Here is an 11,548-nt window from a genome sequence, read left to right as displayed (position 1 = left end):
CTGACGAAGAAGCCTTCGGACTTCTCGCCCGATGGCGATGCGGAAGCGACCCGGGTCTGCGCGGGCGCGGCAACGGGCGCCGGCTGCGCGGCCGGAGCCGCGGCTACGACCGCAGCCGCATCATCAGGTGCACGCGGCGGGTTGACCGTGCCAGGAATCGTGCCTGGCATCGTCGAGAACGCGAGCGACAGGTTTTGGCCGTCGCCACCCTCGGACAGGCCGGTCGAGGCGCCAGGCACCTTCGAGGCGAACACCTGGTTCATGCCGCCATCGATGCCGGTGTTCAGCTTGGCGACCGGGGTGCCCTTGGCAACCAGCTTGCCATATTCGGCCTCGTCATCCTGCTGCTTCTGGCGCACCGCCTCGGCAATATCGTCAGGGATCACATAGGCCGGGCATTTTGCCGACGCATTGAAAACCGGATCGCTGGTCGCGCCCGGCGGCTTGGCCGCATCGAACACATATTTCTTCTCGCAGAAGTCGACCTTCGGCTCCTGATGCGTGACCTCGAAGTGATCATAGCCTTCCTTGATCATCTTCCAGAACGCCATGTTCGGACTGTTCCGGTGCTTGGCCATGTTGAGCGGCGTCATCCGGAACGGGTACGCCTGGAACTGGAACGACTTCTGGCCGCCGAAGAACGACTCGCGTCCCATCGAATAGATCTCGGCGATCTGCTCGTCGGTCATCGCGTAGCAGCCGCGCGAGGAACAGTCGCCATGCACCATCAGCTGCGAGCCGGTGTGCCCGAGCGAGCGGTCATAGGCGTTCGGATAGCCGGTGTTGAAGGAGAGGTAATAGGCCGATTGCGGGTTCATCTGGCCCGGCGTGATCGCGTAAAAACCCTCCGGCGCCTGCCGGTCGCCTTCGCGCACCTTGGGGCCGAGATCGCCCGACCAGCGGCAGATCGGATAGGTCTTCAGCAGCGCGAATTTGCCGGAGCGGTCCTGTTTCCAGACCTCGAGCTCGGCCTCGGTCTTGAACAGGCGGACCAGGATCGGCGATTGCAGATCCATGTCCTTCTCGTTCATCGCGGCGACGAGCTTTGGCGAAACGGGCTGGTTGGCCTTGGCATTGGTGGCGAGCGCGATCTCGTCGCTGTTGCAGCCGGCCAAAAGCGCACCGGCGCCAAGCGCGGCCGATGTCATGAGCATGCGGACCAGCAAACGGTAGTTCAATGCAGAGCTCCAAACCCCACCGGGCAATTCACGCAACCCCACGAACGCGTTCGTGCCCTGAAGCCTTTGATTAAAACTTTACCCCTTAGGCCCCTCGACCGCAACCTGAACGGCCGAGGCCGCAAGGTTGCGGATCGGTCATAGTCAACAAAGCTTAAATAATCACCTCAGGGCTGAATTGCGGCTAATTCGAGGGAATCAAGGTTGAAAAGCTTCAAAACCGGCTCGCCGCGGCGTTTTCAACAGGAAGTGTTGCCCAATCAGCTCAGTTTCCGCCCGATGTCGAGAAACTTCTGCCGCCGCTGCTTGCGAATCGCCTCGGCATCGAGGTTGCGCAATTCGACGAAGGCTAAGTCGATCGCCTCGCCCGCGGCCGTGATCATGGCCTGTGGATCGCGGTGGGCGCCGCCGACCGGCTCCTTCAGGATGGTGTCGATGACTCCGAAGCGCAGCATGTCCTGCGCGGTGATCTTCATGCTGGTGGCGGCTTCCTGGGCCTTGGTTCCGTCCCGCCACAGGATCGAGGACGCCGCTTCCGGCGAGATCACGCTGTAGATCGCATGCTCCAGCATCAGCACACGATTAGCCGTGGTGATGGCGATGGCGCCGCCGGACATGGCTTCGCCGGTGATCAGTGCGACGTTGGGGACGCCGAGCGAAAGGCAGGCGTCGGTCGAGCGCGCGATCGCCTCGGCCTGGCCGCGCTCCTCGGCGCCGATGCCGGGATAGGCGCCGGCGGAATCGACGATCGACAGCACGGGAAGGCCGAACCGCTCGGCCATCTCCATCAGCCGCACTGCCTTGCGATACCCCTCCGGGCGCGCCATGCCAAAATTGTGCTTGATGCGGGACTCGGTCGAGGCGCCCTTTTCCTGGCCCATCACGCAGATGCTCTCGCCGCGGAAGCGGCCGAAGCCGCCGAGCAGCGCCTCGTCGTCGGCGAATTTGCGGTCGCCGGCGAGCGGCGTGAACTCGGTGATCAGCCCGCTCACGAAGTCGGTAAAATGCGGGCGCTGCGGGTGGCGCGCGACCAGCGTCTTCTGCCAGGGTGTCAGGGTGGCATAGAGCTCGGCGAGCGCCTGCGCCGCCTTCTCCTCGATCTTGGAGATCTCCTCGCTGATGTCGGTCCCGCCGCCTGCGAGCCCCCGCAATTCGTCGATCTTGGAATCAAGCTCGAGGACGGGTTTTTCGAAATCGAGGTAGGAGCGCATGTGATCCGGCGTCAAATCAGTTACGGGGGGCAATGCGCTTCAGGGTCAGCGAAGCGGAGGCGGGTCGCAGGCCAAAATCACGCATTTTCAATAGCTTGTTGTCCCTTCGGCTCGGCCCCGCTTACTGATGATGCGCGGGACCGCGGATCTTGCGGGCACGACGACGCTCTTTCGTTGGATCGTGCGCCGAAGTCAAGGCGCACGCCGCGCGTTAATAGGCAGTCTGGCCGCGCCGGCAGCGGTTCGAACAAGTCTCGTTACCGCTTTATTTCTCGGCCAGGGGATGGAGGTCGCGCACCAGGCTCTTCAGCCGCTCCTCGACCACATGGGTGTAGATTTGGGTGGTGGAGATATCGGTGTGCCCGAGCAGCGTCTGCACGATGCGCAGGTCGGCGCCGTTGTGCAGCAGGTGGCTGGCAAAGGCATGACGCAGGACATGCGGCGAGACCAGCCGCGGTGCGAGGCCCGCGGCAGTCGCGAGCTCCTTCAGGTCGCGGGCAAAATGCTGCCGGGTCAAATGGCCGCTTTCGCCGAATGATGGAAACAACCATTTTGCGGTCACGGCGCTCGATTTCCGTCCGCCCTTCTGGCTCTCCATGGCCGCGAGATAGTCGCTCATCGCCTGCCGCGAGGCGTCGTTCAGCGGCACCAGCCGTTCCTTGCCGCCCTTGCCGCGCACCACGATCATGCGGGCATCATGCCGCGCCGCCGACCGCGGCAGTGAGACCAGTTCGGAGACCCGCAGGCCGGTGGCGTAGAGCACCTCCAGGAGGCAATACAGGCGCATGGCGCGAAGCCGCCGCAGCACGGAGGCGCCCGGGGCTTCTGTCAGCTCCTTGGCCTTCCGCAGCATGCGGTCGACATCGGCGATCGACAGCACTTTTGGCAGTGTCCGCCCCCGCTTCGGACCTGACAGGATCGCGGCGGGATCGTCGCTGCGGATCCGCTCGCTCAGCAGGAAGCGGAACAGATGGCGGAGCGCCGACAATCGCCGCGCCACGCTGGACGATTTGAAGCCGCGGGTATCGAGGTCGGCCAGATAGTCGCGCAGGTTTTGGGTCTCGGCGACCGCAACGCTCTGCCGCTGGCGGACGAGAAATTCCGAGAGATCGGAGAGGTCGCGCCGATAGGCGGCAAGTGTGTTCTCGCCGGCGCCCTGTTCGGCCGCCAGCATGTCGAGGAACAGGTCGATCAGTCTGGCATCGGATGGTTTCGAACGCATCGGTGCGCCGCGCGTGGCTTCCCCCCGAACGGGGCTGTTCAACCTAGACGATGATACGGACAAGTGAGCACCCGGTTTGCACGACAATCGCGTTAAACCTAAGGCCTATTTCTTGAGAAACTTGTCCTGTCCGATGGTAAAGGTCATTTCCCGCGGCTTCGGCGTCACGAAATTGGCGAGCGCGAAGATCGCGCCATAGACGATCCCGCAGATCACGGCGAGCACGGTCAGGAAACGGAACAGGCTGGGCATGGCGACGCCTCAGGCGGGATATTAACCTTGCGATCATCCAACATGTTCGCCCACGCCTTGCAAGGCTCCTCCCGCCGTCGTCGATTGCGTCGCCACGGCACGCATTCGCCGGCCAGCCAAAGGCGTCGGCACTAGCATGGGCATTGGCCCGGGTAGTATAGGTGGCTGGAACGCGGCAGGACCGCGGCGAACAGGCTCAATCATGACCGACACGTCACCAGCTGCCGCTTGGCCGTCCCGGGAGGGCGAGATCGTCGCCGCTCTCGGCAAGCGCCTGATCGTGCTGGTCGGGATGATGGGGGCCGGCAAGTCGACCATCGGCCGGCGTCTGGCGGCACGGCTGCGGCTGCCTTTCTTCGACGCCGACACCGAGATCGAGACGGCCCATCGCATGTCGATACCGGAAATATTCGAGAAGTTCGGCGAGCCCTATTTCAGGGATGGCGAGATGCGGGTGATCGCGCGGCTGCTCGACGGCGGACCCGCGGTGCTCGCGCCCGGCGGCGGCGCGCTCAAGCGCGAGGAGACGCGCCAGCGCATGCGCAACCAGGCGGTCTCGATCTGGCTCAAAGCGGATGCCGACGTCATCCTGCGCAGGGTCAGGCGCGGCCGGACCGATCGCCCGCTGCTGCAAACCGCCGACCCCGCTGCGACCGTCCTCCGCCTGATTGCGGAGCGCGAACCGGTTTACCAGCATGCGGACCTGACGATCATGTCGCGCGACGTGCCGCATGAGAAAATCGTCGAGGAATGCGTCGAGGCGCTGCACGCCTATCTTTGCAACCCGCAACCGATGCCGCCGCAAGATCCTCCGCCATGATGGGAGCAAGATGACCGCGCCGCTAAAACATTCCGATCCCATTCGTGTCGATGTCGCGCTCGGCGATCGCGCCTACGACATCATCATCGGTCGCGACGTCCTGCAATCGCTGGGAACGCGGATCGCCGCGCTGCGGCCCGGCGTGAGGACCGCCATCGTGACTGATCGGAATGTCGCAAAACACTGGCTCGCGCCGGCCGAGGCGGCGCTGGCGCAGGCCGGTATCGGGTCGTCGGCGATCGTCGTTGACGAGGGCGAGGGCTCGAAAACCTATGCCGGCCTCGAAAAAGTTTCTGAAGCGCTGATCGCCGCGAAAATCGAACGCAACGATCTCGTCGTCGCTCTTGGCGGCGGCGTGGTCGGCGATCTTGCCGGCTTTGCGGCCGCGATCCTGAGGCGCGGCGTCGATTTCGTGCAGGTGCCGACCTCGCTGCTGGCGCAGGTCGACTCGTCCGTCGGCGGCAAGACCGGGATCAATTCGCCGCAGGGCAAGAATCTGCTTGGCGCTTTCCATCAGCCGGTGCTGGTGATCGCCGACACCGCGGTGCTCGACACGCTGTCGCCGCGCCAGTTCCGCGCCGGCTACGCCGAGGTCGCCAAATATGGCGTGCTCGGCGACGAAGCATTCCTTGCCTGGCTGGAGGCCAATCATGCCGAGGTCTTCAAGGGCGGGGCGGCGCGCGAACACGCCATTGCGACCTCCTGCAGAGCCAAGGCCGCGATCGTCGCGCGCGATGAGCGCGAGACTGGCGACCGCGCGCTCCTCAACCTCGGCCACACCTTCGGCCATGCATTGGAAGCCGCAACCGGCTTTTCCGATCGCTTGTTCCACGGCGAAGGCGTTGCCATCGGAATGGTGCTGGCCGCGCAGTTTTCAGCCGCGCTCGGCATGATCGCCGCATCCGACGCCGAGCGAGTCGCGCGCCACCTTGCTGACGTCGGGCTGCCGACCCATTTGCAGGATATCGCCGGCTTCGCGCAGGAGGGGCTCGCGGACGCCGATGCGTTGATGGCCTTGATGGCACAGGACAAGAAGGTGAAGCGCGGCAAACTGACCTTCATTCTGCTGGAAGCGGTCGGCCGCGCCGTCATCGCCCGGGATATCGAACCGGGGCGGGTGCGGGACTTCCTGCAGGCCAGGCTCGCGCAAAGAACTTGAGCTGCTGCGATCGGCCGCACTCCACTTGCACGCCCGCCGTGCCTGAAAAATGATGCATCACGCATCAAAGATGTAGTTAATCATGGACTGGATCGAATTCGCGATTGTGCTGCTGCTTCTCCTGGTTTCGGCGTTCTTCGCTGCGAGCGAGACCGCTCTGACCGGCGCCTCGCGCGCGAGCATGCTGCGGCTGTCGAAGCAGGGGAATAGCGATGCTGCCGTCGTCTCCGATCTCATCGCTCAGCGTGAGCGGCTGATCGGCGCCCTGCTGCTCGGCAACAACATAGCCAATATCGGCGCGTCGGCGATCGCCACCAGCATCTTCACAAGCTGGTTCGGCGAAGTCGGCGTGCTCTATGCCACCGCCGTCATGACCGTCCTGGTCGTGATCTTCGCCGAAGTGCTGCCGAAAACCATTGCCTTCAACGCACCGGATCGTCTCGCACTGGCGGTCGCCCGTCCGATGCAGGTCACCGTGGTCGTGCTCGGCCCGGCGCTGACACTGATCGAAGGCATCGTGCGCGCGCTGATGCGGATGTTCGGGGTCAAGATCGGTGCCAATCAGCCGCTGCTGTCACCGATCGAGCGCCTGCGCGGCGCGGTCGATCTGTTGCATCACGAGGGCAAGGTGGAGAAGCAGGACCGCGACATGTTTGGCGGGCTGCTGGACCTGCGCGAGCTTCAGGTCTCCGACGTGATGATTCACCGCACCGAAATGGTCACCGTCAACGCCGACCTGCCGGCCGAAGAACTCGTGCGCGAGATTCTGGCCTCGGAATATACCCGCATTCCGCTGTGGCGGGACAAGCCTGAAAACATTATCGGCGTGCTGCACGCCAAGGATCTGCTGCGCGCAATCCGCGCCTCCGAAGGCGACGTCTCGCACATCGACGTTTCCGCGATCGCGCTGCCGCCGTGGTTCGTGCCGGAGATGCGACCGGTATCGGAACAGCTCAAGGCGTTCCGCCGCCGCAAGACCCACTTTGCGATGGTCGTCGACGAATATGGCGAGGTCGAGGGCATCGTGACGCTCGAAGACATCCTTGAGGAAATCGTCGGCGACATTTCCGACGAGCAGGATGTCGTTGTGGCCGGTGTCCGTGCCCAGCCGGACGGCTCTGTCGTGGTCGATGGCTCAGTGCCGATCCGCGACCTCAACCGTGCGATGGACTGGAGCCTGCCCGACGAAGAGGCAACCACGGTCGCCGGGCTCGTGATTCATGAGGCGCGGTCAATCCCCGAGCGCGGCCAGAGTTTCACCTTCCACGGCTTCCGTTTCCGCGTCCTGCGCCGCGAACGCAACCGCATCACTGCCTTGCGGATCGTGCCGGTGCCGCGCGATGGCGAGGTTGATGACCCGAAGCCGAAGCGCGCCGGAACGGCGTTCTAGTCCGAGTACCGCAAGCTCTCGGGCGGCTGCCCCGCATGCGTGGGGCATGCTGATCCGCAAAGTTACGGCCGTTTGACAGACCCTCAGCCGGTTTCCCCCGGGGCCTGCGCATGGATGGCGAGCGCATGGACGGAACCGCTGAGCTCCTCGGAAAGGGTCGCATTGATCATGCGATGCCGTTCGATGCGGCTCTTCCCTTTGAAGGCCGGCGACACGATATATAGCCGGAAATGCGTCTCGCCGCCCGGGCGGTGGCCCGCATGTCCCTCATGCAGATGTGATTCGTCGACGACCTGGAGGCTTTCCGGCGAGAAAGCTTCGCGCAACTTCTTTGTGATAGCATTTTGGGTGCTCATGGCCGCTAATTTACGCATGAGGTGTGGTGCCGCGTCAACGGCTCGAGGACGGATGAGAGCAATTTGCAATGTCAAGACTTGAAGCCTTTGCGATTGCGTAGTCAAAGAAGACATGCCGATCGATTCATCGAAATTCTTCGACTCCATTCGCATCAAGCCCAACAAGGCTGCCGCGAAGCAGCAGGCGCGCGCGCGCGAAACCGTGATGATGTGCGAGTGGCCCGACTGCAAGGACAAGGGTTCGCATCGCGCGCCCAAGGGCCGGAACAACGCGCGGGAGTATTGGCATTTCTGCCTCAACCATGTGCGCGAATATAACCAGTCGTACAATTTCTTTTCCGGCATGAATGATGAGGCGATCGCGCGCTACCAGAAGGATGCGCTGACCGGCCATCGGCCAACCTGGAAAATGGGCGCCAATACCAGCGCCGGGCGCGGCAAGGCCGGCGCCGAGGCCGAATTCGATGGTGCGTCCGATCCCTTCAGCATGTTCAGTGAGCTGAATGGCCGTGGCCGCTGGCGGCCGGGACCGAATGCTGCACCGAAATCCGAAGGCCGCAAGGTCTTCAATGCCGAGCGCAAGGCGCTGCAGGTCATGGGTCTCGGTCCGGATGCGACGCTCGAAGACGTCAAGGTGAAGTACAAGGCGCTGGTCAAGCAGCACCATCCTGACGCAAACGGCGGCGACCGTTCGACCGAGGATCGCCTGATCGAGATCATCAAGGCGTATAATTACCTCAAGACCGTCGTCCGCGAGAGCTAACCACGCGCAGCTTATCATGAAGCGCCAAGCGGGGGTGAGGCGACAAGTCTCGCCTCGCGCCCGCGTATCGTCAGTCCGGCACGTGCGCCGGTTTTGGCCCGAGATAGAGCGAGCTCGGCCGGATCAGGCGGCCGGTGCGCTGCTGTTCCCGCGCGTGTGCCGTCCAGCCGGCCACGCGGGCGACCGCGAAGATCGGCGTAAAAGCCTGCCGCGGAATCCCGAGCGCATCGAGCAGGATTGCGGTGAAGAACTCGACATTGGTGTCGAGCCGGCGATCCGGCTTTTCGCGTCGCAACGCCTCTCGGATGTAGGTCTCGACCTCGCTCGCGAACGGCAGATCGGTGCCATTGGTGGCCAGCCGTTCGATCGCCGTCTTCAGCACGTCGGCGCGCGGATCCCGGACCTTGTAGATGCGATGGCCAAAACCCATCAGCCGTTCGCCGCGCGCGAGCGCTGCGTCGACCCACGGTGCGATCCGCTCGCGGGTGCCGATGGCATCCAGCATTTCCAGCACCGGCTCGGGTGCGCCGCCATGCAGCGGGCCGGTCAGTGCGCAGTAGCCTGCGGCAATGGCTGCGAACAGGTCGGCTTGCGTCGATGCCACCACGCGCGTCGTGAAGGTCGAGGCGTTCATGCCGTGATCGCACACCGTGACGAAATAGGCATTGAGCGCCGCGACCTGGCGCGGCGCGGGCTTGCGGGCGAGCAGCATCGATAGCGTGTCGGCAGCGTGGCTGGCGGTCGGGTCGGGCGCAATTGCGTTGCCACCCGCCGCGCGCTGCACCAGTGCACCGGCGATCACCGGAAAAGCGCCGACGATCACGGCCTCCGGTTCGAGCCCGTTCTCTGCCCGTAGCGCAGCGATCGCAGCGCGAAAACCGTCGACGATCGACAGGCCGTGGGTTGCCGGCAGCAGGTCGGCGAGCCGCGCGAATGCGCGTTCTCGCGCAGCACCGAGGCTGGCGCGCACATTAGCCTCGGTAAGAGCCCGGCCGCTTGCGGCATTCCACAGCCGCGCGGTCACACCCTCAAAACTTGATTGGGCAGCAAGCTCGGCGACATGGTCGCCTGCGATGATGAGCTCGCCGCGCTCGCCATCGACATGGCTCAGCACGGTTTCAGCGGCCGGGACACCGTCCAGGCCGATCTGGCTCTTGGTCAGTTGCATGTTCATGGACCGGATCTCCTGTTGTGGGGGAAAGATCGGTCCTCTCGACATATTGATCAACCTTGATTATGCTACTCAATATGAAAAAAGACGACCCCCTCTATTTGTCCGCCCGGGAGGCGGCTGCCGAGCTCGCGATCTCGCCAGCCTCGCTCTACGCCTATGTCAGCCGCGGCCTGATCCGCTCCGAGCCGTCGCCGGACTCGCGCAGCCATCGCTACCGGGCCGAGGATGTCAGGGGGTTGAAGCAGCGCCGCGCGCCATCGCCCGAGCCGAAGGGCATGCGCAGTTTCGATGCGGAGCTGCCGGTGATGGATTCGGCGATTTCGACCATCACCGAGGAAGGACCGATCTACCGGGGCGTGAACTGCGTCGATCTGGCCGCGCGCGATACGCTGGAGCATGCCGCGACACTGCTGTGGGATGTCACGGGTGTCGATCCGTTCGCGGCGGACAATCTTACGCAGGTCTCGGACGAGATGCGCGCGATCGCGGAGGCCGCGCGTCGCGCGGCGCCGATCGATCGGAGCATCGCGGTGCTTGCGTTGGCGGGCAGCGCCGATCCCCGGGCGTTCACCCGTGCACCCGATGGCCGCGCTATGGTCGGCGGGCGCATCGTGCGGCTGGTACTCGCGACCATGCTCAATCGCGAAGCCTCCGCCGAGCCGCTGCATCTGCAAATCGCCGAGGCGTGGGCGCCCCAGCACAAGCATGCGGCCGATCTGATCCGCCGCACGCTGGTGCTGCTGGCCGATCACGAGCTCAATGCGTCGACATTCACGGTCCGCTGCGCCGCGTCCACCGGGCTCAACCTCTACGATGCCGTGATCGCGGGCCTTGCGGCCCTGAAAGGCCCGAAGCATGGCGGCGCCGGCGTGCTCGCCTCGCGGCTGGTCAAGATGCTGGTTGACAATGACGTCGCCCCGGTCATCCGCGAGCGCGTGGCGCTCGGAGAACGCTTCCCTGGCTTCGGTCACGGCGTCTACAGGCGCGGTGATCCCCGCGCGATCTCGCTTCTCGAGGCGTTGGCGCGCGCAGGCGCGCCGCGCAAGTTCACCAAAGAAGTCCCCGAGCGGATCGCGGAGGCGACCGGTGAATTTGTCAATATCGATTACGTGCTCGCGGTCCTGGTGCACAGTCTGCGACTGCCGGCGGGCAGCGAGCTGACGATCTTTGCGATCGCGCGGACCGTCGGATGGATCGCCCATGCCAGCGAACAATTGCTGCAGGGCGGGCTGATCCGGCCCCGCGCCCGCTATGTCGGGCCAGTACCGGGACGCGGCGCCGCTATCCTCGGCGGGTAGGAGGGTCGGGGCTCAGCCTTGGCCAGTCACGCGTCCCGCTACCGGCGTGACGGCGCCGTTCTGGCGACGGCGAATGGCCCACGTGACGAGCGCGGCGATCAACGCACCGACGATCACCGCGATCATCCAGTAGGGCTTGAGGCTGACATGATGCGGGATGCCGCCATAGCGATGCAGGGCCGATATCGCCAGGACGCCCGGCAGCACATGGGCCGGCGCCCATAGCAGGATCGCCGGGATATTCACGGCATAGAAGCGTGCCGGTGCCATGTCGAGCGCGCCAGCCGTGACGGGCACGAACGCGCGGATCGGCGGCACGAAGCGGGCGAAGAAAACGGCCCAGGTGCCCCATTTCTTGAAGAAGGCCTCACTTTGGGCGATCACGCGCGGATAGTTCGACAGCGGCCAGGTGCCGAGGATCTCGCGCTGGGCGCGATGCCCGATCCAGAACGCCGAGCCGTCGCCGAGCACGGCGCCCGCGATTGCGGCGAGCAGCACCCATGCCAGCTTGAGGTCGCCGCTCGGCACCAGCGCGCTCAGAGCCAGAATCACTGTCGAACCTGGAACCACCGAACCGATGACGGGCACGGCCTCCAGCAAGGCCGCAAGGAACAGCGTCAGATAGGCAAGCCACGCATGGGCCGACACGAACGCAATGAGGGGATCGATGAAGGTGGCCACAAAAATCCTGCGCTGCTTGTCAGTCCCGCCGTTGCGATCCCAGG

The 11,548-nt window shown here is 64.6% G+C and carries 12 protein-coding genes; 5 read left to right on the top strand and 7 right to left on the bottom strand.

Annotated elements, in window-relative coordinates:
• The 4 genes from JOZ76_RS07140 to JOZ76_RS07125 all read right to left on the bottom strand — a co-directional run.
• Window positions 1-1,154: L,D-transpeptidase family protein (locus JOZ76_RS07140; protein ID WP_291697922.1), on the bottom strand; the 1,154-nt coding region annotated here is incomplete at its 3' end.
• Window positions 1,155-1,438: 284 nt separating this feature from the next.
• The gene (locus JOZ76_RS07135) at window positions 1,439-2,389 is read right to left on the bottom strand and encodes an acetyl-CoA carboxylase carboxyltransferase subunit alpha (protein ID WP_291697919.1); all 951 of its coding nucleotides are present in this window, start codon (window positions 2,387-2,389) and stop codon (window positions 1,439-1,441) included.
• Window positions 2,390-2,654: 265 nt separating this feature from the next.
• Window positions 2,655-3,611 (bottom strand): site-specific tyrosine recombinase XerD, encoded by a 957-nt coding sequence (xerD, locus tag JOZ76_RS07130; RefSeq protein ID WP_291697918.1) that lies wholly within the window; start codon window positions 3,609-3,611, stop codon window positions 2,655-2,657.
• A gap of 105 nt (window positions 3,612-3,716) precedes the next feature.
• Window positions 3,717-3,863 carry a histidine kinase gene (locus JOZ76_RS07125; RefSeq protein ID WP_291697917.1) on the bottom strand — a complete coding sequence of 49 codons (147 nt, stop codon included), beginning with the start codon at window positions 3,861-3,863 and terminating at the stop codon, window positions 3,717-3,719.
• A 202-nt stretch (window positions 3,864-4,065) separates the two neighbouring features.
• Here JOZ76_RS07125 and JOZ76_RS07120 point away from each other — a divergent pair, with 202 nt between their 5' ends.
• The 3 genes from JOZ76_RS07120 (at window position 4,066) to JOZ76_RS07110 (ending at window position 7,232) form a co-directional block, all read left to right on the top strand.
• Window positions 4,066-4,683 carry a shikimate kinase gene (locus JOZ76_RS07120; protein ID WP_291697916.1) on the top strand — a complete coding sequence of 206 codons (618 nt, stop codon included), beginning with the start codon at window positions 4,066-4,068 and terminating at the stop codon, window positions 4,681-4,683.
• A gap of 10 nt (window positions 4,684-4,693) precedes the next feature.
• Entirely contained in the window at window positions 4,694-5,842 is a 1,149-nt protein-coding gene (gene aroB, locus JOZ76_RS07115; protein ID WP_291697915.1) for a 3-dehydroquinate synthase, read from the top strand.
• A gap of 82 nt (window positions 5,843-5,924) precedes the next feature.
• Complete coding sequence (locus JOZ76_RS07110; RefSeq protein ID WP_291697914.1) at window positions 5,925-7,232, top strand: HlyC/CorC family transporter; 1,308 nt, start codon at window positions 5,925-5,927, stop codon at window positions 7,230-7,232.
• Window positions 7,233-7,315: 83 nt separating this feature from the next.
• Here JOZ76_RS07110 and JOZ76_RS07105 read toward each other — a convergent pair whose 3' ends face one another.
• Window positions 7,316-7,588, bottom strand: coding sequence for a BolA family protein (locus JOZ76_RS07105; RefSeq protein ID WP_291697921.1), 273 nt, complete (start codon window positions 7,586-7,588; stop codon window positions 7,316-7,318).
• A gap of 112 nt (window positions 7,589-7,700) precedes the next feature.
• Here JOZ76_RS07105 and JOZ76_RS07100 point away from each other — a divergent pair, with 112 nt between their 5' ends.
• Complete coding sequence (locus tag JOZ76_RS07100) at window positions 7,701-8,351, top strand: J domain-containing protein (protein WP_291697913.1); 651 nt, start codon at window positions 7,701-7,703, stop codon at window positions 8,349-8,351.
• Between the two features lie 70 nt (window positions 8,352-8,421).
• On the opposite strand, the gene JOZ76_RS07095 is transcribed toward JOZ76_RS07100, so the two are convergent.
• Entirely contained in the window at window positions 8,422-9,525 is a 1,104-nt protein-coding gene (locus JOZ76_RS07095; protein ID WP_291697912.1) for a citrate synthase/methylcitrate synthase, read from the bottom strand.
• A gap of 74 nt (window positions 9,526-9,599) precedes the next feature.
• Here JOZ76_RS07095 and JOZ76_RS07090 point away from each other — a divergent pair, with 74 nt between their 5' ends.
• Window positions 9,600-10,823, top strand: a complete 1,224-nt coding sequence (locus tag JOZ76_RS07090; RefSeq protein ID WP_291697911.1) for a citrate synthase family protein — start codon at window positions 9,600-9,602, stop codon at window positions 10,821-10,823.
• 12 nt (window positions 10,824-10,835) lie between these two features.
• On the opposite strand, the gene JOZ76_RS07085 is transcribed toward JOZ76_RS07090, so the two are convergent.
• On the bottom strand, window positions 10,836-11,504 hold the full coding sequence (locus JOZ76_RS07085) for a DedA family protein (RefSeq protein WP_291697920.1): 669 nt from the start codon (window positions 11,502-11,504) through the stop codon (window positions 10,836-10,838).
• Window positions 11,505-11,548: the final 44 nt, after the last annotated feature.

Source organism: Bradyrhizobium sp. (genome assembly GCF_019244115.1).
Taxonomy (GTDB): Bacteria; Pseudomonadota; Alphaproteobacteria; order Rhizobiales; family Xanthobacteraceae; genus Bradyrhizobium.
The sequence above is the reverse complement of the archived record's forward strand: the minus strand, read 5'-3'. Positions and strand labels throughout refer to the sequence as shown.

Excerpts from the sequence above, each read along its gene's own strand:
- JOZ76_RS07135 (WP_291697919.1), bottom strand. The coding sequence starts at position 2,389 with ATGCGCTCCTACCTCGATTTCGAAAAACCCGTCCTCGAGCTTGATTCC.
- xerD (WP_291697918.1), bottom strand. The coding sequence starts at position 3,611 with ATGCGTTCGAAACCATCCGATGCCAGACTGATCGACCTGTTCCTCGAC.
- JOZ76_RS07125 (WP_291697917.1), bottom strand. The coding sequence starts at position 3,863 with ATGCCCAGCCTGTTCCGTTTCCTGACCGTGCTCGCCGTGATCTGCGGG.
- JOZ76_RS07120 (WP_291697916.1), top strand. The coding sequence starts at position 4,066 with ATGACCGACACGTCACCAGCTGCCGCTTGGCCGTCCCGGGAGGGCGAG.
- aroB (WP_291697915.1), top strand. The coding sequence starts at position 4,694 with ATGACCGCGCCGCTAAAACATTCCGATCCCATTCGTGTCGATGTCGCG.
- JOZ76_RS07110 (WP_291697914.1), top strand. The coding sequence starts at position 5,925 with ATGGACTGGATCGAATTCGCGATTGTGCTGCTGCTTCTCCTGGTTTCG.
- JOZ76_RS07105 (WP_291697921.1), bottom strand. The coding sequence starts at position 7,588 with ATGAGCACCCAAAATGCTATCACAAAGAAGTTGCGCGAAGCTTTCTCG.
- JOZ76_RS07100 (WP_291697913.1), top strand. The coding sequence starts at position 7,701 with ATGCCGATCGATTCATCGAAATTCTTCGACTCCATTCGCATCAAGCCC.
- JOZ76_RS07095 (WP_291697912.1), bottom strand. The coding sequence starts at position 9,525 with ATGAACATGCAACTGACCAAGAGCCAGATCGGCCTGGACGGTGTCCCG.
- JOZ76_RS07090 (WP_291697911.1), top strand. The coding sequence starts at position 9,600 with ATGAAAAAAGACGACCCCCTCTATTTGTCCGCCCGGGAGGCGGCTGCC.